Here is a 25117-nt window from a genome sequence, read left to right on the forward strand (position 1 = left end):
CTGGCGCACCCGGATGAAGCTGCCCGGCACGGTGCCGCCGAAGGTCCAGAAGGTGTAGCTGACGCCTTCGGAAATCGGCATCTCCTTCTCGACCACTTCCAGCTCGACGATGACCTTCGCCGGATAGTTGCGCTTCAGCGGTGGCGGCACATGCGGCGGGCTGGTCAGCACCGCGTGGATCGGTTCGCCCTGGGGCGGGCCGAAGTCGCCGCGGATCGACGCGGCAGTGGCCGCGTCGGCCGGGCTGGCCCCGGTCGTGGCCGTGGCTGGCGGCTTGCCGGAACAGGCCACCAGCGTGAACAGCGCCGCTGTGGCGAGTAGGAATAGACCTGGACGTGACATGGACGCTCTCCGTGAGTTCTTGCGATTGCAAGCCTAGGCTATCTCACGGAAGCCCATGTGACGTGAATCAACTGGCGGATCTTTTCCGCCCGACTGCGTCACCCTGCCACGGCTCAGGCTGGCCCGACCCACCCGGCACGCTCAACCCGGCTTGCCGTCCGCCCGCGGCGTCAGGTAGATCCACGCCGAGCGCAGCACCCACGGCAGGAAGGCCAGCAGCCAGCCGTAGGCGGCGATCACCAGCCACAGATAGACATCACCGCCCAGTTCGGCACGGATGCGCAGCAGGGTCACCACCTGCAGCAGGGCGAAACACAGCCACGCCACCTTGCCCATCTGCATCGGTCGGCCGGAATGGCCCTGGGTGACCCGGGTGACCATCGCCACCAGCATCGAGCCAAAGAAGCCGATGCCCAGCGCATGCAGCGGGGCGCGACCCAGGATCAGCTGCCCGTTCAGGGCGTACACCACGTCCTGGATGGCGAACAGCGCAAACGCCACCGGCAACCAGGCAAACGCCAGATGCAGCACCGCCAGGATGCCCGGGCGCATCGCCTTCCACGGCCGCCAACGCAGCGAATGCCAGGCAAACACCAGCGCCAGCGGAACGTCGACCACCCACAACCAGCCCAACACGCCACGCCAGTCCAGCAGCAGATGCGCCAGCAACAGCGCCCACACCACCGGCATGCTCCAGTCCGGCCGGATCACCTCGTACCCCTTCACCATGTTGCCGGTGAAGAACGGCAGCATGCGGTGCATCACCGAGAAATAGATCGGCAGCAGCAGGCCGAAGGTGCCCAGCTTGATCGCCAGCAGCGCGCACTCCGCCGGCGCGCCGAACAGATAGGCCAGGAAGATCGCCAGTCCCAGCGTGCCCAGGCACAGCGCCGCCAGGCAGGAACGCGCGTGACCCTTGCGCTCGGCCACCGAAGCACGCAACACCCCGGCCAGCGTCACCACACCGAGCAAATAGCCCGCCAGCATCACCGCGATGCCCAGCTTGAGCAGCCACCCCAGGTCGAGCAGACCCACATTCGCCAGCACGTAACCGCCGAAGACGCCGCCGGCGACCGGCAGGAAGCGCGTGCGCGGCAGCTCGGGGCGGCCCAGCCACTTGGGAAACGTGGTCATCAGGAAGCCGAACATGAACAGCGGAAACAGGCCGTACTGGATCAGCATCGCGTGCGCCCAGCCCGGCGGAATCGTGGGCTGCGGCCAGCCGGCCAGGCCGAAGCGCATCCAGGTCAGCTCCACCGCCCACCACGCCATGCTCAGCAGCACCGCGACGGTGCCGGCCAGGAACAGCGGCCGATGCGGGGCGGAGGCCAGCAGGCGGGCGGCTTCAGCGAACGCCGGCGGCGTGTTGCCGGCGGATGGCGAATCAGACATGGCGAGTCCACACGAATGCGAATGATTCGCCATGCTGCCACAGCGCCTTCGCCGGCAACCATGACATGCATCAACCACGCCCCGCGGCATGGCCGGCGCTTCAGCGAATCATCGGGTCGGGCAATGCCCGGACGGCATCCCGCTCGAGCTCAATCCGGCAACAGGGCTTCGCCGATCTTGCGCAGCGCCGCCACATTCAGCAGCTCCAGCTCGCGTCCCTCGATCGCGATCAGCTTCTGCGCGCGGAAGCGGCTGAGCACGCGGCTGACGGTTTCCGCGGCCAGCCGCAGGTAGTTGGCGATGTCGCCACGCGACATGCTGAGGTGGAACTGGGTGCCGGAGAAACCCCGCACCGCGTAGCGGTTGCCCAGGTCCAGCAGGAAGGCGGCGACGCGCTCGTCGGCGCTGTGGTCGCCGGCCAGCAGGCTGGCCGTGCCCAGTTCCTTGCTCAGCATGCGGAACAGGTGCTGCTGCACGGCCGGCACGCGCGAGGCCAGCGCGCTCATCGCGGGGAACGAGAAACGGCAGAAGTACGCCGTGTCCAGCGCCACCGCGTCGCACGGGAAATGCTCGGGATAGATCGCGTTGAGGCCGATCACCTCGCCCGGCAGATAGAAACCGAGCACCTGCTCGCGGCCTTCCTTGTCGACCATGCGCGTCTTCACCGTGCCCGAACGCACCGCGAAGATCGCCCGGAACGGATCGCCGGTACGGAAGATGTGCTCGCCGACGCGGAACGGCCCGACGTGTTCGACCAGGCATTGCAGCTCGGCCAGCTCGGGCTTGTCGTAGCCGGCGGCGATGCACGCGCTGGAAAACGCGCAGGTACCGCAGAAGCGCGTTTCATCGCCGTCGTCGGCAATCGGGCTACGCGGCTCGGGCAGGCGACCTGGCCGACCTGGCGTGGGCTTGAATTGCATGATTGTGATGAGGCCGGGTTGGGGCTGCGTCGTCGTCGATCAGATCACGCGCGAAAAACGCGGTGCCTGCGCCGCTTCGTCCAGATAGGCGTCGAAGCACATCGCGATGATACGCAACAGCAACCGTCCCCGCGAGGTGACCCGGATCTCGCGGTCACTTTCCAGCACCAGCCCATCGGCGACCAGCGCCTGCAGCCGCTGGCGCTCACGCATGAAATATTCGTCGAACACCAGCCGGTGGCGCGCCCCGAAGCCGTGCTTGTCCAGCACGCCGTGGCACATCAGTTCGTTGATCAGTTCGCGGCGGATCAGGTCATCTTCGTCCAGTTGCAATCCGCGCAGCAGCGGCAGGCGGCCGGCATCCAGCGCTGCGTAATAGCCGACCAGATCACGCGCATTCTGCGTGTAGCTGTCGCCGATGCGGCCGATCGCACTGACGCCCAGGCCCACGATGTCGCAGTCGCCGTGGGTCGAGTAACCCTGGAAATTGCGCTGCAGCGTACCCGCGCGCTGCGCCAGCACCAGCTCGTCGCTGGCCTTGGCGAAGTGGTCCATGCCGACGTAGACGTAGCCGGCGGCGGACAGGTGCTCCAGCGCGCGGCCGAACAGCGCCAGCCGGGTGGCGGCATCGGGCAGGTCGGCGGCGTCGATCTGCCGCTGCGCCTTGAACATCTCCGGCAGGTGCGCATAACCGTAGACCGCCACGCGATCGGGGTTGAGCGCCACGATCTGGTCGAGCGTGCGGCTGAAGCCGGCCACGGTCTGGAACGGCAGGCCATAGATCAGGTCGACGCTGGTGGAACGGAACGACGACTCGCGCGCCGCGTCCAGCACCTCGCGGGTCTGCTCGAAACTCTGGATGCGGTTGACCGCCTGCTGCACCACCGGGTCGAAATCCTGGATGCCGACCGAGATCCGGTTGAAGCCCAGGGCGCCCAGGTTGCGGATGTAGTCGCCGTCGGCGAAGCGCGGATCGATCTCGATGCCGTATTCGCGCTCCGCCTCGTGGCTGAAGCTGAAATGCCGCGCCAGCGACTCCAGCAGCTCGCTCATGTGCGCGGTATCGAGGAAGTTCGGCGTGCCGCCACCGAAGTGCAGCTGGCGCACCGGGCGATCGCGGTCGAACAATGGCGCGATCAGTTCGATCTCGCGATACAGCCGTTCGAGGTAGCGATCGGCCTGGGTCACGTCGCGGGTGATCACCCGGTTGCAGCCGCAGTAGAAGCACGGGCTCATGCAGAACGGCACGTGCACGTAGAGCGACAAGGGCCGCGGGATCGGCTCCTCGTTGGAGGCCCGGATCACGCCGCGCAGCACCGTCTCGTCGAAGCCGGCCTTGAACTGCGGCGCGGTCGGGTAGCTGGTGTAGCGCGGACCGGCCACGTCGTAACGGGCGATCAGCTCCGGGTCGAATTCGGGAGTGCTTATGGGAATGGCCATGGAGCGAGTCTGTCCCCGCTCCGATCCGGCTGCCTTGATCCGGATCAATTACGCCATCGGCCGCGACGCCACGCCGCAGCCGCCCTATTGCGGACTCGGCTCAGGGTACAGGCATTGAAGACGCACCATCACCGCAACTGGAGCGAAGCACAGAGAGGTTGTGAGTTTCTCAACCTCTCGGGCCAGCCTTCACAAGCTCTGATAGTTCTTCCGTCTTCAGCTCCCGCCTCGGCTCGTGCCGGCCGGCGTTTGCGACGAGCATGCAGAGTGGAATCGACGATGCGGTCACCCTGTAAATACCCGCCTCCGGAACACTTCCGTGATCAGCTGGCGTGTGGCAGGATGCCGAAACGACAGGTAGTCGCGAGTCGACAAGGAACAGTGTCATGCCATTTGTTTCGGCAAACTACAAAACCAACATCCAGGCACCCGTCGGCCAATGGGCTTGTACTCGCACTTCTTCGCTCGGGCCCTTCTCCAGTCATCCGCCGGCCAACAGCCGCAGCAATCCTGATTACTGTGGTCAGTGCGTTTCCTTCGTCACCACCGTGTGCCCAGCCTCCCGGTAAGCACATTGCAGTGGAAGATGGGCAGGCCAGTCAGGGGAAATACTGCCATCGTCGACGGAACCGTCATCGCAACGTTCAACACCCTGAATCATTACCACGGTCACGCGGCAATTTATGTGCGCCAGGATCACATGGGCATCTACGTCTACGATCAGTGGATCACAGGCGCAGGGAAAGGAATCGGCCCACGGCTCATCAAATGGAACGGACACGGTGTATCCAACAACGGAGAAGGTTTCCATGTTGTTGAGCCTTGATCGACGAGTCCGTCGAGCCGCAAGCCTCGCGCTTATCGTCGCGACCGGTTGCGCAGCGACGGCCTGTGCCACACCGGCATCCGTCTGTCCACAGCGCGGCCACGCCAGGGTGCAGCAAATTGATATCTTCGACGGCAACCCGAAAGACCAGGCCTTTCTTGCGCCCGACGACCCTGACAAGGCGCCCGATAGCTATACCCTTGGACCCATTCTTGATCACGGCGGCAAGGTGACGGTTCGCTGTCATTATGACGATGACGTCGTGCGAGACGTGGCGCTGACTTCGCATGAACGCACCTGCCGCTACTTGGAACCGCAGGGAAGGGTCTCGGCGGCCCTGGTTTGCAATTAAGGCTTGTGCAGGTACGGTGCCCGCACGCGTACTGAAACCATCGGCAGCGCAGAACTAGAACCCGGAAGCCGCCTCGCGGCGACTTTCGTTCATCCCATTACCCACACGCGTCAGCGCCCCATGGGCTCGACCTGTTGCTCGATCGAGCCGAAGATCGAGGCGCCGGCCGCATCGGTGACGTCGATCTTCAGACGGTCGCCGAACTTCAGGAACGGCGTGGTGGGATGGCCGTCGCGCAGGGTTTCCACCGTGCGCTGTTCGGCCAGGCACGAGGCGCCCTTGCCGGTGTCCTCGTTGGCGATGGTGCCGGAGCCCACGATGGTGCCGGCGGTCAGCGGCCGCGTCTTTGCCACGTGGGCGACCAGTTCGGCAAAGCTGAATTGCATGTCCACGCCACACTCGGCCTCGCCGAACCACTGCTCGTTGAGCCAGGTGCGCATCGGCAGGTGCAGCTTGTCGTTCTGCCACGCATCGCCCAGCTCGTCCGGCGTCACCAGCACCGGCGACAGCGCCGAGCGCGGCTTGCTCTGCAGGAAGCCGAAGCCCTTGGCCAGCTCGCCCGGGATCAGTCCGCGCAGGCTCACGTCGTTGACCAGTCCGACCAGCTGGATGTGCTCCGACGCCTGCGCCGGCGTGGTCGCCATCGGCACGTCATCGGTGACCACCACCACCTCGGCTTCCAGGTCGATGCCGAAATCCTCGCTGGGCACCACCACCGGATCGCGCGGGCCCAGGAAGCCGGCGCTGGTAGCCTGGTACATCAGCGGGTCGGTGTAGAACGACTTCGGCACCTCGGCGCCGCGGGCGCGGCGCACGCGCTCGACGTGCGGCAGGTAGGCCGAGCCGTCGACGAATTCATAGGCGCGCGGCAGCGGCGAGGCCAACGCGTGCATGTCCAGCGCGAAGGCATCGACGGCGTTGCCGGCGTTCAAGTCCTCCGACAGCGCATTGAGCCGTGGCGCGGCGTTCGACCAGTCGTCCAGCGCCGCCTGCAGCGTCGGCGCGATGGCGCTCGCCTTCACCGCGCGGGTGAGGTCGCGGCTGACCACGATCAGCGTGCCGTCGCGGCCGCCTTCCTTGAGACTTGCGAGTTTCATGGGTTATTCCGCTCTTCTGAAGAGTCCGCCATGGATGGCGGTTTTGTTCTTTGCCGTCAAGGAGGACGGCACCAGTCAATATCAACTACAACCTTCCACGTAATCGACCTGCGGCGGCACACCCATGCGCCATCGCTTCACCTTGCCATGTTCATCGGTTTCAAACAGCAACACGCCGTCACCTTGCGGCGCGGCGATGCGCAGGTATTTTGCGCCATCGACATACTTGTGCGGCTGCGCCTCGACACGCGTTCCGTACAGCGCGCGGATCTGCGCCTCGTCCATGCCGACCTTGCCACCGCCGGGCGCGAGCTCTTTCGCGCTGCCCACGTCGTAGCGCACGAAATGGCCGGCTTCGAACATGAAAGCGAAATCCCTCGGCGATTTCACCCAGGTCGGGGTCTTGTAGAAGCACGTTGACCCCTGCTCCGGCGCAGCCTTCAGCTCGCCGCTCCAAGCTTTATTAGAGCTGGCCTTATTGGAGCTGGCCTTTTCGAACGCGGCTTCGTCCATGCCGAAACGCAGGTCGCCGTAACCGTCGTAGCGGGCCATCGTGTCGGCAGCGCTCGTTGCCGGCGTGCTCGTGGCCACGGCCGGACGGGCGCCCGACGCGGCGACAGACGGGGCCTCCGCCGTCGGCGATGCCGGCGGGCCCGCCTGGCCGCACCCGGCCAACGCCAGCGCCGCGGCCACGATCAGCGCACGGCATTTCACGCCTTGCGACCTACATCGAAATGTTTCGCGATGCCCTGCCAGCACTCGTGATAATCCTGCTGCAGCTGCGGTGTCTCCAGCGCCTGCCGGGTAGGACGGATCACCTTGCGCGTCTCGAACATGAAGGCCATGGTGCCGCCGATCACGTCGGGCCTGGACAGGTCGGCGTTGGAGGCCTTCTCGAACGTTGCCGCATCCGGTCCGTGGCCGCTCATGCAATTGTGCAGCGAGGCGCCACCCGGCACGAAGCCCTCGGCCTTGGCGTCGTAGACGCCGGTGATCAGGCCCATGAACTCGCTGGCCACGTTGCGATGGAACCACGGCGGACGGAACGTGTGCTGCGCCACCAGCCAGCGCGGCGGGAAGATCGCGAAGTCGATGTTCGCCGTGCCGGCGGTGTCGCTGGGCGAGGTCAGCACGGTGAAGATCGACGGATCGGGATGGTCGACGCTGATCGAGCCGATCGTGTTGAAGCGGCGCAGGTCGTACTTGTACGGAGCGTAGTTGCCGTGCCAGCCGACCACGTCGAGCGGCGAATGACCGATCTTCGCCGACCACAGCCCGCCCTGGAATTTCGCCACCAGCTCGAATGCACCCTCGACGTCCTCGTACGCCGCCTCCGGGGTGAGGAAGTCGCGGGCGTTGGCCAGGCAGTTCGAGCCGATCGGGCCCAGATCCGGCAGGCGCAGCAGCGCGCCGAAGTTCTCGCAGACATAGCCGCGCGCCGTACCGTCGAGCAGGTCCACCCGGAAACGCACGCCGCGCGGAATCACCGCGATCTCCTGCGGCTCCAGCTCGATCACGCCCAGCTCGGTGGCCAGCCGCAACCGGCCCTGCTGCGGCACGATCAGCAACTCGCCGTCGGCGTCGTAGAAGAAACGCCCCTGCATCGAGCGATTGGCCGTATAGACGTGGATACCAATACCCGCCTGCTCGGCCGGGCCGCCGTTGCCGGCCAGGGTCACCAGGCCGTCGATGAAGTCGGTCGGCTGCTGCGGCAGCGGCAGCGGATTCCAGCGCAGCTGGTTCGGCGTGGCGGGAGCCTCGTCGAAGCGGTTATGGAACGTGGCATGCGCCAGCGGCTGGAACGGTTGATGCACCGCCGCCGGACGAATCCGGTACAGCCAGCTGCGCCGGTTGCTGTGGCGCGGCGCGGTGAATGCGGTGCCGGACAACTGCTCCGCGTACAGGCCATGGGCCACGCGCTGCGGCGAATTCTGGCCGACCGGCAAGGTGCCGGCGATCGCCTCGCTGGCAAACTCGTTGCCGAAACCCGACTGGTAGCCCTTGCTGACATCGATCGCCATGAGGAGAGACCCTTAGAGGAAACCGCGCTTCATCTGGTCGCGCTCGATGCTCTCGAACAGGGCCTGGAAATTGCCCTCGCCGAAACCTTCGTTGCCCTTGCGCTGGATGATCTCGAAGAAGATCGGGCCGATGTTGTTCTGGGTGAAGATCTGCAGCAGCTTGCGCTGCTTGGTTTCCATGTCGGCGTCGATCAGGATCTTGTTCTTCGCCAGCCGCGCCACGTCTTCGCCGTGGTTCGGCACGCGCACGTCGATCACCTCGAAGTAGGAGTCCGGGGTGTCGAGGAATTCCACGCCGGCGGCGCGCATCTTCTCCACCGTGTCGTAGATGTCGTCGGTGAAACAGGCGATGTGCTGGATGCCTTCGCCGTGGTAGGCGTCGAGGTATTCGTTGATCTGGCTCTTCGGGTCGTTCGACTCGTTGAGCGGAATGCGCACGATGCCGTCCGGTGCAGTCATCGCCTTGGACACCAGGCCGGTCTTGGCGCCCTTGATGTCGAAGTAGCGGATCTCGCGGAAGTTGAACAGGCGCTCGTAGTAGTCCGACCACTTCTGCATGTTGCCGAAGTACAGGTTATGGGTCAGGTGGTCGATGAAGGTGAGTCCGAAACCGGCCGGGTTCTGTTCGGCACCGGGAATCGCCTCGTAGTCGGCGTCGTAGATGCTGCCGGCGCTGCCGTAGCGATCGACCAGGTACAGCATGCAGTCGCCGATGCCCTTGATCACCGGCGCGCCGACCGCCTTGCTGTCGACCTTGTCGGTCACCGCCTCGCCGCCGTTGCCGAGCACCGTGGCGAGCACTTCGGCCGCGGGCTTCCTGAAACGGATCGCGAAGCCGCAGGCGCTGGGGCCGTGCTTGTCGGCGAAGTCGGCAGCGAACGAATCGGGGTCCTCGTTGACCAGGAAGTTCACGCCGTTCTGGCGGTACACGGTGATCGGCCGCGACTTGTGCTTCAGCACGGCGCTGAAACCCATCCGCTTGAACAGGTCGTGCAGCTCATCGGCGCGACCCGCCGGGGCGGCGAATTCGACGAATTCGAAGCCGTCGATACCCATCGGGTTTTCGAACGTGGTGACCTGCATGCCAAGGTTCGGCTGGGCGTTCATGGCGCTCTCCTGTGTGACGGTGCACGATGGCAGCACGAGAGCGTGGCACCATCGACGGTAAACCCTCGTTATAGTTTCATATGAAACCATTTGCAAGGACCATCGCCGCAATGCCCCGAAAGCGCAAGCCTGCCCCAGCCACCGCCGAGCACGCCCCGCTGCAGCTGGAGCATTTCCTGCCGTACCGGCTGTCGATCCTGTCCAACACGATCAGCCAGGCGATCGCCGACGACTACCAGCGGCGCTACGACATCTCGGTGACGGAATGGCGGGTGATGGCGGTGCTGGCGCGCTTCGAGGGCTTGTCGGCGCGCGAGGTGGCCGAACGCACGGCGATGGACAAGGTGGCGGTGAGCCGTGCGCTGGCCCGACTGGTCGAGGCCGGCCGGGTCGACCGGGCCACCCACGACAACGACAAGCGCCGCTCGGTGCTGAGCCTCACCGAAGCGGGCTGGGCCATGCACGACGAAGTGGCGCCGATGGCGCGTGCCCGCGAACGCGAAGTGCTGGCCAGGCTGGACGTCGAGGAACAGCGCTGGTTGACGCGGATACTTGACCGCTTGATGGAGTAAGAGCGGGAACGAACGCCGCGCCCGCTCTTGTTCTGCGTTCCCGCTCCTGCCTCACCTCACCCCGTGCATCAGCTTGTTGATCAGCGGGGCGATCAGGAACAGCAGCACGCCGCCGCCCAGCAGGATCCAGAAGCCGGAGGTGTAGCCGGACAACGCCGAGTCCACGGTCATGCCGCTATCGCCGCTGACGTGGGCGGCGAACAGGCCGGCCAGGTTGTTGCCGATCGCGGTGGACAGGAACCAGCCGCCCATGCCCAGCCCGACCAGGCGCACCGGCGCCAGCTTGGTCACCATCGACAGGCCGATCGGCGACAGGCACAGCTCGCCGGCCGTCTGCAGCACATAGCACAGCACCAGGGTCCACAGCGGAATCATGCCGTTGTCGCCGACCAGGCCGGACAGCGCATACATCAGCACCGCGAAGCCCAGCGCGTTGCCGATCAGCCCCAGGCCGAACTTGCGCGGGATCGACGGTTCGATGCGCCGCTTGTCCAGCCAGCCCCACGTCATCGCCACCAGCGGCGCCAGCAGCACGATCGCCACCGGGTTCACCGACTGGAACCAGCCGACCGGGAATTCCCAGCCCGCCAGGTTGCGATCCACGATGTGCTGGGCCAGGAAGTTGAACGAGCTGCCGGCCTGTTCGAAGAACATCCAGAACAGCACGTTGAAGGTGAAGATGATCAGCATCGCGATCACCCGCTGGATCTGCACGCGTCCGGTGCGGATCGCCTCGATCACCAGCATCACGCCCACGCCGATGAACAGCGCGGTCAGCAGCCACTGGATCGCCACCGCACCGGCCTGGTCCATCAGCAGGTAGACCAGCGGAATGGCCACCAGCACGCCGATGGCCACGTACACCACGCGCATCGGGTTGGCGATTTCCGGTGCCGGCTTGCCGACCGGGCCGAGCTGGCGACGACCGAACCAGAACCACACCAGGCTGATCAGCATGCCCACGCCCGACGCGGCGAAGACCACGTGGAAGTTGTCGTGCTGCGGCGTGCCGAAGACGCGTTCGGCCAGGTAGCTGGTCAGGATCGGCGCGATCAGCGCACCGGCGTTGATGCCCATGTAGAACAGCGTGAAGCCGCGGTCGCGGCGCGAATCGCCGGTGGCGTACAGCTGGCCCACCATCGAGGAGATATTCGGCTTGAACAGGCCGTTGCCCACGATGACGGTGGCCAGGCCCAGCATGAAGATCTCGTGCTGGGGCACCATCACCATGAACAGGCCCGCGGCCATCACCACCGCGCCCAGCAGGATCGAGCGCTGGTAGCCGATGATCTTGTCCGCCACGTAGCCGCCGAACACCGCGGTGGCGTAGACCAGCGCCAGGTAGGCGCCATAGGTGCGGCTGGCCGAAGCCTGGCCGGCTTCATCCCCGTTGAAGAACTGCGCCACGATGTACAGCGTGAGCGCCCAGCGCATGCCGTAGAACGCGAAGCGCTCCCAGAACTCCGACATGAACAGCATCCACAACGGACGCGGATGCCCCAGCATTTGCGGATAGTCGGGTACCGGCTTCGCGTCGCCGGCGAGTGTGCTGTTACTCATGCCTTGCCCCTGTACTCATCGGTGATTCGCAGGTTATTGCGAACGGCCAGATGTAACCGGCGGCTCCGCATCCGTCAAATGCGCTGCAGCACGCGGCCCGGGGAAAAGCCGCGCGCTGCCGGGGCCGGATCGCTTCAGCGCACGCCGTGCATCAACCGGTTGATCAGGGGCGAAATCAGCAGCAACAACACACCGGCACCGGCCAGCAGCCAGAAGCTGAAGGTGAAGCCGTCCAGTGCGGAGGCGGCGGTCATCCCGCTTTCGCCGCTGATCCTGCCGGCTAGCAGGCCGGACAGGTTGCCGCCCACCGCCAGCGACAGGAACCAGCCGCCCATCGCCAGGCCGACCAGTCGCGGCGGCGCCAGCTTGGTCACCATCGACAGGCCGATCGGCGACAGGCACAGCTCGCCCACCGTCTGCAGCACGTAGCACAGCACCAGCGGCCAGAACGGAATCAGCCCCTGCACATCGAGCAGGCGCGACAGCGCGTACATCAGCACCGCAAAACCCAGGCCGTTGAAGATCAGGCCCAGGCCGAACTTGCGCGGGATCGACGGCTCGCTCCTGCGCGACGCCAGGAAAGCCCAGACCACGGTGACCACGGGCGCCAGCACGATGATCGCCAGCGGACTGACCGACTGGAACCAGCCCACCGGGAAGATCCAGCCGCCGAACATCTGCCGGTCGACCAGGTTCTCGGCCAGGAAATTGAACGAGGTGCCCAGCTGGAAGTAGAACATCCAGAACAGGATGTTGAAGGCGAAGATGATCAGCATCGCGACCACCCGGTCGACCTGCACCCGATCGTGCCTGACCGCCTCGACCAGCAGCATCACCGCCACCGCGGCGAACAGCGCGCCCAGCATCCAGGACAAGCCGGTGGTGACGAAGGCCAGCAGCAGGTACACCAGCGGCACCGCGACGACCATGCCCAGCACCACCCACACCACGCGCATGTGGCCGGCCGCTTCCGGCGCCGGTCGGCCCACGCCCTTCAGGCCGCGCCGGCCGAACCAGAACCACAGCAGGCTGAGCAGCATGCCCACGCCGGCCGCGCCGAACACGATGCGGTAGTTCTGTTGCATCGGCGTGTCGGTGAAATGGCCGGCCATCCAGCCGGTCAGCAGCGGCGCCAGCAGCGCGCCGCCGTTGATGCCCATGTAGAACAGGGTGAAGCCGCGATCGCGGCGCGGATCGTCGCGCCCGTACAACTGCCCGACCATGGTGGAGATGTTCGGCTTGAACAGCCCGTTGCCCACGATCACCATCGCCAGGCCGAGCAGGAAGACACCGCGGCTGGGCAGCATCACCACGAACAGGCCCAGCGCCATCATCAGCGCGCCCAGCAGGATCGAGCGCTGATAGCCGATCACCCGATCCGCCACGTAGCCGCCGAAGATGCTGGAGGCGTAGATCAGCGCGGTGTACGCACCGAAGATGCTGGCGGCCCACGCCTGGCCGGAGGCATCGCCGTGGTAGAAGTGCGCCACGATGTACAGCGCCAGCGCCCAGCTCACGCTGTAGAACGCGAAGCGCTCCCAGAACTCGGTCATGAACAGCATCCACAACGGACGCGGATGCCCCAGCGTCTGCGGATACTCGGGTGCGGTGCTGGTCTGGACGGCTTCGTTCATGGGTGCTCCCGGATTTCAGGTGGCACATCATGACGGGATTCAGGCCGGGCTGCGCAAGCGGCGGGCGATTCGCTCAGCTGCCCAGCACGGTGCGCACGTCCAGCAGCTCCGGGAAGAATTCCAGATCGAGCGCCTTCTTCAGGAAGCTCACCCCGGACGAACCGCCGGTGCCGCGGCGATGGCCGATGATGCGCTCCACCGTCTTCATGTGGCGGAAACGCCAGAGCTGGAAGCTCTCTTCCACGTCCACCAGCTGTTCGCACATGTGGTATTCGGGCCAGAACCCTGCGCGATCCTCGTAGATGCGCTTGAGCACCGGCAGCAGCGCCTCGTTGCGACGATACGCCCGCGTCCAGTCGCGCTCCAGCAATTCGGCCGGTACCGCGTGGCCACGCCGCGCCAGGTAACGCAGGAACTCGTCATACAGGCTGGGCGCCTCCAGCACCGCGCGCAATTCCGCCTGCGCGGCCGGATCGTGCGCGAACACCTTGAGCATGTCGGCGTTCTTGTTGCCCAGCAGGAATTCGATCTGGCGATACTGCAGCGACTGGAAGCCGGACGACGGCCCCAGCACGCCACGGAACTCCAGGTACTCCGCCGGCGTCAGCGTCTCCAGCACCGCCCACTGCTCGAACAGCTGGCGCTGCACCTGCTTCACCCGCGCCAGGATCTTCAGGCAGGCATCGATGTCATCGGCCTGCAGGTGCAGCACCGCCGCCTTCAGCTCGTGGATCAGCAGCTTCATCCACAACTCGGAGACGTGGTGCTGCACGATGAACAGCATCTCGTCGTGATGCGGCGGCTGGCTCAGCGGCTGCTGTGCCGACAGCAAGGTGTCCAGATGCAGATAGCCGCCGTAGGTGATCTGTCCGTTGAGATCGGTCTGGATGCCGGCTTCGAGATCGCGCTGGTTGTCGGTCATGGTGTTCCGTCACGTTTCCGGAAAACGGCCATGGTAACGGCTGCCGCCCGCTCAGTCCCTGACCCAGGACATGGGGCTCGTCCTGGACACCTCGAATACTTGGCAACAGTCGCGGGAGACCCGCTTTGCAGCGCGTTTGACGTTCCGGGAAGCCGCGCGACAAGCCCATCCGTACGCCCACGAATGCTGCGCTGTACCTTGCAGCGCAACATGCCCGCCTGTTATCAAGCGCGGTCTTGTTCGGTCGTTTGTGTGCCCGAGGATGCGTCGAGGGCACGCCATCAACCAGGTTTTTCCCTCTCTTCCTCACCCCGGAGCGAGTCGTGACCATCGCCGCCAAGTTTGAAATCGAATACCTGCAATACCTCGACGCCGAGGGCAAGCAGGTCCGTGACGATCTGCCCGAGTTCGCCAAGGACCTCGAGCACATGGTCAAGCTGTACAAGCTGATGCTGTCGACCCGCGTGTTCGACGCCAAGTCGATCGCGCTGCAGCGCACCGGCAAGCTCGGCACCTACGCCAGCTGCCTGGGCCATGAAGCGGCGCACGTCGGCATCGGCAGCGCGATGCGTCCCGAGGACGTCTACGCGCCGAGCTACCGCGAGTACGGCGCGCAGCTGTATCGCGGCGTGCAGCCGCGCGAGGTGTACATGTACTGGGGCGGCGACGAGCGCGGCAACGATTACCAGCAGGAACCGGCGCGGCATGACTTCGCCTGGTCGGTGCCGATCGCCACGCAGTGCCTGCATGCGGCCGGCACCGCGCTGGCGTTCAAGATCCGCGGCGAGAAGCGCGTGGCGGTGTGCACCATCGGCGACGGCGGTTCGTCCAAGGGCGACTTCTACGGCGCCATCAACATCGCCGGCGCGCAGAACCTGCCGCTGGTCGCGGTGATCGTCAACAACCAGTGGGCGATCTCGGTGCCGCGCAAGATCCAGTCCGGCGCGCCCACGCTGGCGCAGAAGGGCATCGCCGCCGGCCTGTTCTCGATCCAGGTGGACGGCAACGACATCATCGCGGTGCGCAAGGCGATGGAAGACGCGCTGGAGCGCGCACGCAACGGCGAAGGCGGCAGCGTGCTGGAACTGGTCACCTATCGTCTGGGCGACCACACCACCGCCGACGACGCCCGTCGCTATCGCGGCGAGCAGGAAGTGAAGGACGGCTGGGAAAAGGAGCCGATGAAGCGCCTGCGCCACTGGCTGGTGGCCAAGGGCGTGTGGGACGACGCGAAGGAAGAAGCCTGGAAGGCCGAGTGCGACGACTGGATGGACAACGAGGTGAACGCCTACCTCGAGACCAAGACCCAGCCGGTCTCGGCGATGTTCGACTACATCTTCGCCGAAATCCCCGCCGATCTCGCCAAGCAGCGCGATTACGTCCTGTCGCTTGAAAACAAGGGTCATTGAGTCATGGCACAAATCACTCTCATCGAAGCCGTCACCCAGGCACTCGCCTATGAAATGGCGCACGACGATTCCGTCGTGGTGCTGGGCGAAGACGTCGGCGTCAACGGCGGCGTGTTCCGCGCCACCCAGGGCCTGCAGGAAAAGTTCGGCGAACTGCGCGTGCTGGACACACCGCTGGACGAAACCACCATCGCCGGCGTCACCGTCGGCCTCGCCGTGGCCGGCATGAAGCCGGTCGCCGAAGCGCAGTTCGAAGGCTTCATCTACCCGATGATGGAACAGATCGCCTGCCACGCCGCACGCATGCGCAACCGCACCCGCGGCCGCCTGACCGTGCCGGCCGTGTGGCGCGCGCCGTGGGGCGGCGGCATCCGCGCACCGGAGCATCACTCCGAGGCGAACGAGCATCTGTTCACCAACATCCCCGGCCTGCGCGTGGTGATGCCGTCCTCGCCCGCGCGTGCCTACGGCCTGCTGCTGGCGGCGATCCGCGATCCCGATCCGGTGATGTTCTTCGAGCCCAAGCGCATCTACCGCCAGTACAAGGAAGAGGTGCCGGACGACGGCGAGGCGCTGCCGCTGGACGTGTGCTTCGTGCTGCGCGACGGCACCGACGTGACCCTGGTGAGCTGGGGCGCACAGGTGAAGGAAGCGCTGGAAGCGGCCGACGAACTGGCCAGCCAGGGCATCAGCGCCGAAGTGATCGACGTGGCCACGCTGACCCCGCTGGACTTCGACACCATCGCCGAATCGGTGCAGAAGACCGGCCGCTGCGTGATCGTGCACGAAGCCCCGAAGACCGCCGGCTTCGGCGCCGAGATTGCCGCCCGCCTGGCCGAGGAATGCATGTACGACCTGCTCGCCCCGGTCGAGCGCGTCACCGGCTTCGACACCCACATCCCGCTGTTCCGCCTGGAAATGAAATACCTGCCGAACGTGGAACGCGTCGTCGACGCGGCGAAGCGTACGTTGGCGGCAAGCTGAGGCTTGCCGCCGGGAATCGGGAATAGAGAATAGGGAATGGGCAAAGCCAAAGCGCAATGCCCGCCCGCTCTTCCGATTCCCCATTCCCTATTCCCTATTCCCGGAAAAACCAATGGCTGACATCAAGACGTTCTACCTCCCCGACCTCGGCGAAGGCCTGCCCGACGCGACCGTGGTCGAGTGGCACGTGAAGGTGGGCGACACCATCAAGCTGGACGCCCCGCTGTGCTCGATGGAAACCGCCAAGGCGGTCGTCGACGTGCCCTCGCCGTACACCGGCAAGGTCGTCAAGCTGCATGGCGCCCCCGGCGACATCATCGAGACCGGCGCCGCGCTGGCCGAGTTCGAACCCGACCCGAACGCGAAGCAGCGCGCCGAGTCGCAGGACACCGGCCACCAGCATGGCCCGAAGAAGAGTGTCGGCAGCCCGGCCGCGGATGACAGCAGCAAGGTCGTCGTCTCCGACGAGGGCGGCGAAGTAGAGACCGGCGGCAAGGATCGCGAGGACGAAGGCACCGTGGTTGGCGCCATGGTCAGTGGCAACACCGTCCACGTCGAACAGGCCGCCAGCATCGGCGGCGTCAAGGCCGTGCCCGCCGTGCGTGCGCTGGCGAAGAAGCTCAAGGTCGACCTCACCCGCGTGCGCCCCAGCGGTGCGGACGGCGTGGTCACCATGAAGGACGTCAAGGACGCCGCCGCGAATGGTTCGGCCGCCCTCGGCGCCGCCCCCGCCCGCGCGGTGCCCGCCTCGGCCGGCCGTCACCTGGCGCCCGAGCTGCCGCAGCCGGAACCGCAGCGCGGCCCGGTCTCGCTGGCCGGCAAGCCGGTGCGCACCGCGCCGCCGTCACAGGCCGCCAGCGGCCAGCCGGAACAGCTCAAGGGCGTACGCCGCAACATGGCCCGCGTGATGGCCGACGCCCACGCCCAAGTCGTGCCGACCACGCTCGTGGATGACGCCGACCTGCACGCCTGGATCGGCAAGCAGGACATCACCGCGCGCCTGATCCGCGCCATCGTCTTCGCCTGCAAGACGGTGCCGGCATTGAACGCCTGGTTCGACGGCAAGAACCTCACCCGCACGCTGCACCCGCAGGTCGACATCGGCATCGCGGTCGACACCGACGACGGCCTGTTCGTGCCGGCCTTGCGCAACGCCGACATGCTCGACGGCGCCGGCATCCGCACCGCGATCAAGCGCCTGCGCAGCCAGGTCGAGGACCGCAGCATCCCGGCCTCGGAGTTGTCTGGCTACACCATCAGCCTCAGCAACTTCGGCATGTTCGCCGGCCGCTACGCCACGCCCGTGGTGGTGCCGCCCACGGTCGCCATCGTCGGCGCCGGCAAGCTCAGCCACGACGTGGTCGCGGTGATCGGCGGCATCGAAGTGCACCGCCGCATGCCGCTGTCGCTGACCTTCGACCACCGCGCCGCCACCGGCGGCGAAGCCGCGCGCTTCCTCAAGGCGATGCTGGACGATCTCTCCCTGCCGAACTGAGCAGGCGACATCCTTGTAAGGCGGGCACTGCCCGCCGGCTCTTCAACCACGCCTCGCGACAACCGCGGCGGGCAGTGCCCGCCCTACGCCAAGCCGACACGCTGACACCACCTGTCAATCGCCATCGTCATGATCCCCATGCGACGCCAGCGCATCAACGCCGGCCGGATACTGCACTCACTCATTCCGAAAGGAGACACACCATGTTCAAGTTCATCGGTGCCGCCGTGGTCTACGGCTTCGCCCTGTTCGGCCTGGCGAAATACCTCAACCGCGACGAGGCCGAAAGCCCGTAACCAGGTTCGCCAGCCTCGCCCCGAACCGATACGATCCCGTTATCGCAATCAGGGGCGAAGAGAATATGGTGGAACCGACCACAACGACCGACGCCAGCGCGCTCAAGCAGCGCCACCGCCAGATCCGCGACAACCAGCCGGAATCGCTGCGCATCCGCATCCATCGCGCCGTCAGCTGGGTGGCACGTGCGGAGCGCGAACAAGACGACCACGACGCCCGCTACATCTTCCTCTGGATCGCCTTCAACGCCGCCTACGCCAGCGAGTTCGGCTTCGAGCAGAAAGAACGCGACCAGGTACGCCAGTTCATCGACCGGCTGCTGCGACTGGATGACAAGCAGCGCCTGCACCACGCGTTGTTCAACCAGTTCAGCGGCCCCATCCGCACCCTGATCGATAACCGCTACGTGTTCGAGCCGTTCTGGAAAGCCCTGCGCAGCCACGACAGCAGCAAGGCCTGGGAAGAGTCCTTCGCCTCAAGCCGCAAGGTAGCCATGAAAGCCCTGCTGGGGAACGACACCAGCACACTGCTCTCGATTGTGCTGGACCGACTCTACGTACTGCGCAACCAACTGATCCACGGCGGCGCCACTTGGGGTAGCGCCACCAACCGCGCACAGGTGAAGGACGGCGTCGCCATCCTTGGCGTGTTGTTGCCGATCACCATTGAGCTGATGATGGAGGACGAGAAGAACGAGTTCGACGCCGTTGCCTATCCGGTGGCTTGAAGGCCTGAGAGGGTGTCGACAAAACAATCAGTTTGCCAGTCTGGTAACGAGCATACGTGCCTGGGCTAGCCAGACCCAAGCCACCGGCGCCCAAGCCGAGCGGTCGTTGTGCACCATCAGTCGGCGGGGGACTACCCCTCCTTTCCAGTGACACTTTGATGGGGCCCCTGCTCAACTTTCGGGACGAAACTGAACTCACCGGCTCGCAAGAAGGTCTCGTGACGGTTGGGCGCATAAACGCACAGCGCACCCTGCACATTGGCGCAGAAGTGGTTCCAGGAACCCTCCTCGAAAGTGAGTTCCTTGAAACTGCCCCCCTCGTCGCTCACATGAACGATGCCGCGGTCACCCCTGGAAGGAAAAAGCGTGAGGCCGTTCAGTGGAAAACACCCGTTAGGCTGCACATCCACGTCATAAGGGCTCCATTCGAACCCCTTCTCGGAACTCAGGCATTCGTTCGGATATCCGAGGAAGCAAAACAATCGACTGCCCATACGCATGACGACAGGCTCACTGTAACCGCTACTGTTCCCATGCCATGTGCAGGTACGCCAACCCTTTCCGGCCAAATAATATTTCACAAAAGAAGATGCATCGGTTTTTTTCTTCTGGCGTACATACGACGATTCGTATTCACAGAATGCCAGCAGCGATGCCGTGCCGGGTAGAGCACGAATACATTTGATCTCGCAGCCCTCCGGAAGCCTCGGGGTGTCTTCCCAAGGCTTCCACGGATCACCGAGATTTTTGGCTGCGAACAGAACCGACTCCCGATAGTTGGAAGTTTCAGTCGAATCGAAGATCAATCCTTTTTCGGTGTACTGATACTCTTTCCAACGATCCAACCGCCATAACCAAAGACCATTAAAATGGACGACATTGTCGGTTGACGAGAACTGCTCGGTCCAACGCCCGTCCGAAGGCGGATTCAACTCCGACGTACTCACGCGCTGCCAGCTCCTGGCGTCGAAGGAAAAGCAGAATCCTTCGTAGCAGCTGATGATCCAGGCTCCGTTGACCACCTCGACACTTCGGGCGTCCGAGCGGTCCTCCTCACCGAAAGGAAGCACCTTTTCCCAGTGGTCTCGATCCTCACTGCGATAGCACACCCCGTCAGCGCCGACGATCAACCACACTTTTCCGTCAGTCTTGATGTACCTGATGAGTTCAGGGTCGCAAGGTGGATTATCGACATCGTGCCATTCGACCGTGAAGCTCCCCTCCACACCATCGACAGAGACCGCAACAGTCCGTTTTTCTAAATCTTCCTGTTGCCGTTGCCGCAGGCGCTCTACCTTTTCACGCTTGCGTATCTCCAATACGGACTCACTGAACTCACCCTTGGCGAAGAGTTTCATCTGGGCTGCGGAGGCTTCGCAAGCACGAGAAAACGAGGAAAACGAATCTTCGACTTGGCGACATATGTGGTCGAATTGCGCATCCCAATCCTCGTTCTGAGCCGAGTTATCTAGATCAAAGTCGGAGTGAGGAATCTGATTGTCGAAATCTATCTGGTCGATATTCCAGCGCGCCGACTGCGAATTGGCTTGATAGAGCGCGCCCGATCTTTCGCTGATCACACTGCGGGATTTCGCCCTCAGTGCGTTTAGGCTGGCGACAGCCGACTTTCGACCCATTGCACAGGCGGAACTGGCCGCGGCGTTACGCAGCTTGTCTAGGATTCCATCGTCCTCGAAGGACATATCCACGTAGTAGCGGCAGTCCAAAGCCTTCATGGAGACCTCGTGCAACTCCATGTCCAGCGCAAAAATCGCATGGTTTGCGTTTTGCAGATTACGAGTGACCTCAGCAAAAGCATCCTCCAAACCGAGAGCACGATAATGAATAACGTTCTGCCAGCCGTGGGTCAGGCCCACCAGATGAGCGGCCGCGTCTAGCACCTGTGCCGGATCGCTTGCGGTAATGATGGTCAGCAACTTGGGTAGCACGTCTCTGAACTGATCTGGCTTCAGCGTATCGAGGATACGCGAGACCGGGGAGGTGTGAATGTCAGCGCGCTCTAGAGTCAACAAGAAGAATGCATCCAGCAACCATGCGTAAATCTTGTCGGTGTCATTCAGCAGCGTCAGCAGTGTTTGCATACCCTCCTGTCGTGCCTGCGGACCGGGTGCCCGATCTCGGAATCGTTCACCTAGCTCCGGGCAGCCAGCCTTCACGGCGAGCAACGCAATGAACTCTTGCCCTGCCCTGCCGATGGATGCCGGATCATCGAGGCACAAACCCAACGACCACACATATTCGCGCCTTGACTCTTGGCTGGCGAGGCTGTCGAGGACGCTGTGCGAGTGGATGTCAGGTAGAGACGACACCAAGGAGATGCTCTCCGGCTCTGGCTCCGACTCCTCGGACAACGACTCGTAAGGGGCGTTGAACCCGTTGATCTCCTTGTAGAGGTCTACCGAGAGGCGCGCGCATGCAACCATTTCGGCGACAAAATCGCGCAGGACATACTTGGCGGATAGACCGGAGAATTCCGCACCGAAGAATCGGGAGATTATCTCCTCGCGCACCTTGTCGCTGTTGCACACTTCGTGATCGAGTAGCCCGGCAATTCGTTCGTACTGATCCGCGAGATAGTATAGGGTGTTAAACCCTACAGCAGAAACGTTCTTTTGGATGAAGTCCGAACCAATGACGTGACCATCGAACGACAGCTCGATCGTCGATCGATAGCGATCCACCCCGATGGTCTCGATCTGATAGATCAAATCGACGATGAGATCAAGAACCCTGACTTCCTCGTCGCAGTTGATGCCGACGTTTTCAAGCGTGACCAAAAGATGGTTGGTGCCAGTCGATGTCAGCGGAACATCGTTATGGCGACGCAGGAAATCATAGGTCAGCTCCAGTACCCGACGCGCACTGGGAAGCGACCTGTAGCTCCGCTTGTTCGCTTCGATCTTCACCGACCAGTCGGTCAAGCGGGCGTTGTTCTCCACTTCACGAAGTCGGTTATTGATCCGCTCAACTGCCCGCTCCAGAAAGTCTCGAGTCTCGATGACGTAATCGGTCAGCGTGCCGAGATTGTTGCGAATGACGGCGATGCTCTGCGCGGTGATCAGGTTCTGCTGTTGCAACTGCTGAAGGTAGTGCCAGGCGTACTTCTGCATCTTCAGCATGTCGACCTGGTTCAAGAGCTGGTTCTCTCGAGTCTTGCCGCTGACTGCGCTGAAGAAGCGCATGAAGAAGCCAGTGTCCGACTGCTTGGCGAGTCGCTCCTGGCTGGTGGTGATCAGGCGCGAGGCATCCAAAGCCAACTGTTGGGTAACGACGACGTTGGCCCGGTGGTTGGCAACCAGGGCCTCGATCGCTGAGCATTCGGTTACGTCCAAAGGCTCGTGGAAAATTGCCTGCTGCGGTGCTGCGTCGGTGTCGTTCATCTTCAGCCTTAGAGATTCTCGATTTTTTGCTTCAGGCGGGCGCTCTGCGCCAGCAGCGTATTGACCTGCGAGGCGAAGTGGTGCTCGGACAGGTACAGCCCTCTATGGAAATCGGCGTAGTACTGCTGCGACACCTGCAGGTATTCCAGCACGTCGCGCATCAGCAGGCCCCCAGCAACCACTTGCTCGGTGCTGGCGAGGGTGAGACGGAAGCCGGTCTCTATGTGATTGTCCAGCGCGATGGTCGCTGCCAGCGAGGTGATCAGGCCGCCGACTATGCTGCCAACCAACACGCCGGGAGGCCCCGCCAGCGAACCGATCGCACCGCCGATCGATGCCCCCACGACACCCGCACCTGTTTGAAAGATGTTTTTTCCGATGCGGGTTTCCAGTTCGTCTCTGGTCATCCTGCCTGAGGCAAACAGAACAAGGCACTCAACCAGATCCACGGCGCAGATCGCTGCGCCGGCAATACCTCCTGTTGCAAGGCTGGAACTGAAGGCGGAGCCCGCGAACAGTCCCGGCAGCGAGCGTGCCGCAATGCCAGCGCTTGCGGTCGCCACGCCCGCCTTGAGAGCACTGTCGCCAGCGGCGATCACCGTGTTTTGCAGAATGCGCAGGACTGCCTCCTGGGCAGTGATCTCCCCTTTGTTCATCTGCTTGACATGCTGAAACACGTTGATGCTGCCAGCGATGACGGTCGTGATCATTGCCGCGGAGCCAGCCGCTCGCAGACTCTGGCGCCAGGCCACCTCGTTGAGGTAGGTCTTCTGCATCCGGTCGTGCGGGTTGTCAACTGTTTTCAATCCTGAACCAAGGTCCTCAGCCTCCCGCTTGCTGAGCGGCCTCGACTTGACGCCATCCACATCGATCTGTGCTGCCGAATTGTCCCGGACCTTTTCGGCGGCACTTGAAACGTGCGGTCGCGTGTCCCGGTTTTTGAGCACATCATGGTGCGCGGACGTGCGGACACCCTCGATCTGATCTGAGGGACCGAGAAATAGATCGCTGTCCTGGTAGCGATGGACGCCATCCTTAGTCGACCGGAACGCTTTTTGCGTCGCATCGGCATCCTTGAAGTACTTCAACTGGGTACCGAGCACTTGCCGGTCACCCTTCATCACGACGATGTCGTGAGTCGTATGGTTCCGTGTCAACGGCGTCCTGTCGAAGCTGTCCGTGAACGCCACCACATCCTTGTCTTTGAGGATGGCATCCAAATTGAATGACTCCGCGTGCCAAGTTTCTGCGGCGAAACCACCTTTTATAGCGGGGTTCTGCGCGGTCGACGCGACCTTCTGCAGGATGGCGTTGGCTTGGTCGATCTGAGCAACCATCCTCTCGACCTTCTGCACCGTCTGCGTGGGCCAGATGGGGCACACGGCCACCGATCCGGAAAGGGTCCTGCTGCGTTCGTTCTCCATGGATTTCCCCTTTTTTGGAAGAGCTCTGCGGTTTGGGCGCCCTGCCGCCAGCTCGGGAACTCGATCGGCGACCCACATGTGAAGGCAGAGGCCATAAATAACCGTTACGTCCGTGCCCCCCCCTGCACTAAGCCAAAAAATCTCGTAAGTTACATTCCAACTGCTCCCTCAACCACCCCGGCTCCAGAATCCGCACATGCGGTATCCAGTACCTGATGAGCGGCAATATCTGCCGCTCGTCACTGATGCGGCTGCTCACGATCAAACCACCGTTTTCGAGCTCCTTGTCGATGATTTGTAGCGGCAGCAATTTGCGGCGCTTGAAGTAATAGGCGGCCTGGGGAGCCACGGTCAGCAACACTTCGGTTTTTTCTTCGCTGAACCAGACGTCATCGTCCTCGTCGATCTGTCGCTGGACATCGGCGCTCGGATCGAACACGTCGTCGCCGACGACCAACTGACCGATGCGGCTCAGCGAGAAGGACTTGAGCGCGCAGTCCTCGGTGGCGGCGAGATACCAGATGCCTTTGCTGTTGATCAGCCGATAAGGCTCGACGGTGCGGCGCTTGTCGGCATAGGTGAGCACGCAGCGCCGGTGTTGCCGGATGGCGTCGTCGAGTTGCTGAAACGATGTGTCGTGGGGTTTCAGCTTCTCGTAGTGATGGCCACGCACGAGGAAGCTGCTTTGGCTGAGCGTGTCCAGCAACGCCAGCAGAAAACGAGAGCTGCTGCTTGGGAACAGGTCCTCGACACCCGCCAACTTGGCAAAGGTTTCCAGATCGCGTGAATTCAGCTTGCCTCGGTATTCCGGCACCAAGCGATACCGGCCGCTGGCATCACGTTCGACGACGCCTGCCAGACGGCACAGATCGCGATAGACCGTGCGCTCGCTCACGCGAAATTCGTCAGCCAGATCCTGCAGGTAGAGCGACTCGCCCTGATTCAATTTCAACAGTATGCCGGCCAGCCGGAATGCCAGCGTGTCGTGCCCCGAAACTTTCATGCCGTTCTCTTCGCCCATATACACGACAAAGGCTGCTGCCGCCCCGTGACAGGGTGTGACAATGTGCGCCCACGGGGAATCGCGGCCGGAACTGGTTTGTTCATGGCCAGGGCTGTGCCACTTGCCGACAACCATGCCCTTTTAAAGCTGATACCGCCGCATTCCATGCTCATACCCTGATTACCTTTCCCA

20 protein-coding genes and 1 pseudogene are annotated in these 25117 nt (G+C 63.7%); 6 read left to right on the forward strand and 15 right to left on the reverse strand.

Annotated features, from left to right (window positions below):
* The 5 genes and pseudogenes from ASD82_RS12055 to ASD82_RS18120 form a co-directional block, all read right to left on the reverse strand.
* A pseudogene (locus ASD82_RS12055) lies at positions 1 to 342 on the reverse strand (nitrite reductase, copper-containing); the annotation flags it as partial.
* A gap of 141 nt (positions 343 to 483) precedes the next feature.
* Positions 484 to 1734: an NnrS family protein gene (locus ASD82_RS12060; RefSeq protein WP_056718073.1), complete on the reverse strand. Its 1251-nt coding sequence runs from the start codon at positions 1732 to 1734 to the stop codon at positions 484 to 486.
* Between the two features lie 149 nt (positions 1735 to 1883).
* Complete coding sequence (locus ASD82_RS12065) at positions 1884 to 2654, reverse strand: helix-turn-helix domain-containing protein (RefSeq protein ID WP_056718074.1); 771 nt, start codon at positions 2652 to 2654, stop codon at positions 1884 to 1886.
* A 39-nt stretch (positions 2655 to 2693) separates the two neighbouring features.
* The gene (gene hemN, locus ASD82_RS12070; protein WP_056718075.1) at positions 2694 to 4094 is read right to left on the reverse strand and encodes an oxygen-independent coproporphyrinogen III oxidase; all 1401 of its coding nucleotides are present in this window, start codon (positions 4092 to 4094) and stop codon (positions 2694 to 2696) included.
* Between the two features lie 523 nt (positions 4095 to 4617).
* Positions 4618 to 4905 carry a hypothetical protein gene (locus tag ASD82_RS18120; RefSeq protein ID WP_235580698.1) on the reverse strand — a complete coding sequence of 96 codons (288 nt, stop codon included), beginning with the start codon at positions 4903 to 4905 and terminating at the stop codon, positions 4618 to 4620.
* On the opposite strand from ASD82_RS18120, the gene ASD82_RS17775 reads away from it, so the two are divergent.
* Positions 4904 to 5272 (forward strand): STY0301 family protein, encoded by a 369-nt coding sequence (locus tag ASD82_RS17775; protein WP_157599256.1) that lies wholly within the window; start codon positions 4904 to 4906, stop codon positions 5270 to 5272. The genes ASD82_RS18120 and ASD82_RS17775 overlap by 2 nt on opposite strands.
* Positions 5273 to 5382: 110 nt before the next feature.
* On the opposite strand, the gene ASD82_RS12075 is transcribed toward ASD82_RS17775, so the two are convergent.
* The 4 genes from ASD82_RS12075 to hppD all read right to left on the reverse strand — a co-directional run bounded on the left by ASD82_RS12075 (position 5383) and on the right by hppD (position 9497).
* A complete protein-coding gene (locus ASD82_RS12075) occupies positions 5383 to 6369 on the reverse strand; it encodes a fumarylacetoacetate hydrolase family protein (protein WP_056718076.1) in 987 nt (328 codons plus the stop codon).
* 81 nt (positions 6370 to 6450) lie between these two features.
* Positions 6451 to 7083 carry a hypothetical protein gene (locus ASD82_RS12080; protein ID WP_056718077.1) on the reverse strand — a complete coding sequence of 211 codons (633 nt, stop codon included), beginning with the start codon at positions 7081 to 7083 and terminating at the stop codon, positions 6451 to 6453.
* Entirely contained in the window at positions 7080 to 8390 is a 1311-nt protein-coding gene (gene hmgA / locus ASD82_RS12085; RefSeq protein WP_056718078.1) for a homogentisate 1,2-dioxygenase, read from the reverse strand. Before hmgA ends, ASD82_RS12080 begins: the two co-directional genes overlap by 4 nt.
* A 12-nt stretch (positions 8391 to 8402) precedes the next feature.
* A complete protein-coding gene (gene hppD / locus ASD82_RS12090) occupies positions 8403 to 9497 on the reverse strand; it encodes a 4-hydroxyphenylpyruvate dioxygenase (protein ID WP_056718079.1) in 1095 nt (364 codons plus the stop codon).
* Between the two features lie 110 nt (positions 9498 to 9607).
* Between hppD and ASD82_RS12095 the strand changes: the two genes are divergently transcribed.
* Positions 9608 to 10069: a MarR family transcriptional regulator gene (locus ASD82_RS12095; protein WP_056718080.1), complete on the forward strand. Its 462-nt coding sequence runs from the start codon at positions 9608 to 9610 to the stop codon at positions 10067 to 10069.
* 51 nt (positions 10070 to 10120) lie between these two features.
* On the opposite strand, the gene ASD82_RS12100 is transcribed toward ASD82_RS12095, so the two are convergent.
* The 3 genes from ASD82_RS12100 to ASD82_RS12110 all read right to left on the reverse strand — a co-directional run bounded on the left by ASD82_RS12100 (position 10121) and on the right by ASD82_RS12110 (position 14185).
* Entirely contained in the window at positions 10121 to 11629 is a 1509-nt protein-coding gene (locus ASD82_RS12100) for a peptide MFS transporter (protein ID WP_056718081.1), read from the reverse strand.
* A gap of 134 nt (positions 11630 to 11763) precedes the next feature.
* Complete coding sequence (locus ASD82_RS12105; protein WP_056718082.1) at positions 11764 to 13263, reverse strand: peptide MFS transporter; 1500 nt, start codon at positions 13261 to 13263, stop codon at positions 11764 to 11766.
* A gap of 73 nt (positions 13264 to 13336) precedes the next feature.
* Positions 13337 to 14185 carry a tryptophan 2,3-dioxygenase family protein gene (locus ASD82_RS12110; RefSeq protein ID WP_056718083.1) on the reverse strand — a complete coding sequence of 283 codons (849 nt, stop codon included), beginning with the start codon at positions 14183 to 14185 and terminating at the stop codon, positions 13337 to 13339.
* A gap of 323 nt (positions 14186 to 14508) precedes the next feature.
* Here ASD82_RS12110 and pdhA point away from each other — a divergent pair, with 323 nt between their 5' ends.
* The 4 genes from pdhA (at position 14509) to ASD82_RS12130 (ending at position 19097) form a co-directional block, all read left to right on the forward strand.
* Entirely contained in the window at positions 14509 to 15594 is a 1086-nt protein-coding gene (gene pdhA / locus ASD82_RS12115) for a pyruvate dehydrogenase (acetyl-transferring) E1 component subunit alpha (protein WP_007808232.1), read from the forward strand.
* A gap of 3 nt (positions 15595 to 15597) precedes the next feature.
* Positions 15598 to 16578, forward strand: coding sequence for an alpha-ketoacid dehydrogenase subunit beta (locus ASD82_RS12120; RefSeq protein ID WP_056718084.1), 981 nt, complete (start codon positions 15598 to 15600; stop codon positions 16576 to 16578).
* A 112-nt stretch (positions 16579 to 16690) separates the two neighbouring features.
* Positions 16691 to 18073: a dihydrolipoamide acetyltransferase family protein gene (locus tag ASD82_RS12125; protein WP_056718085.1), complete on the forward strand. Its 1383-nt coding sequence runs from the start codon at positions 16691 to 16693 to the stop codon at positions 18071 to 18073.
* A gap of 364 nt (positions 18074 to 18437) precedes the next feature.
* Complete coding sequence (locus tag ASD82_RS12130) at positions 18438 to 19097, forward strand: HEPN domain-containing protein (protein ID WP_235580699.1); 660 nt, start codon at positions 18438 to 18440, stop codon at positions 19095 to 19097.
* Positions 19098 to 19228: 131 nt separating this feature from the next.
* Here the strand turns inward: ASD82_RS12130 and ASD82_RS12135 are convergent, their stop codons facing one another.
* The 3 genes from ASD82_RS12135 to ASD82_RS12145 form a co-directional block, all read right to left on the reverse strand.
* Positions 19229 to 22498, reverse strand: a complete 3270-nt coding sequence (locus tag ASD82_RS12135) for a hypothetical protein (protein WP_056718087.1) — start codon at positions 22496 to 22498, stop codon at positions 19229 to 19231.
* A gap of 8 nt (positions 22499 to 22506) precedes the next feature.
* Positions 22507 to 23922, reverse strand: a complete 1416-nt coding sequence (locus ASD82_RS12140; RefSeq protein WP_056718088.1) for a hypothetical protein — start codon at positions 23920 to 23922, stop codon at positions 22507 to 22509.
* Positions 23923 to 24049: 127 nt separating this feature from the next.
* A complete protein-coding gene (locus ASD82_RS12145) occupies positions 24050 to 25060 on the reverse strand; it encodes a WYL domain-containing protein (RefSeq protein ID WP_235580700.1) in 1011 nt (336 codons plus the stop codon).
* Positions 25061 to 25117: the final 57 nt, after the last annotated feature.

The sequence above is a fragment of the Rhodanobacter sp. Root179 genome, from assembly GCF_001428465.1.
In the GTDB taxonomy this organism is placed as follows: domain Bacteria; phylum Pseudomonadota; class Gammaproteobacteria; order Xanthomonadales; family Rhodanobacteraceae; genus Rhodanobacter.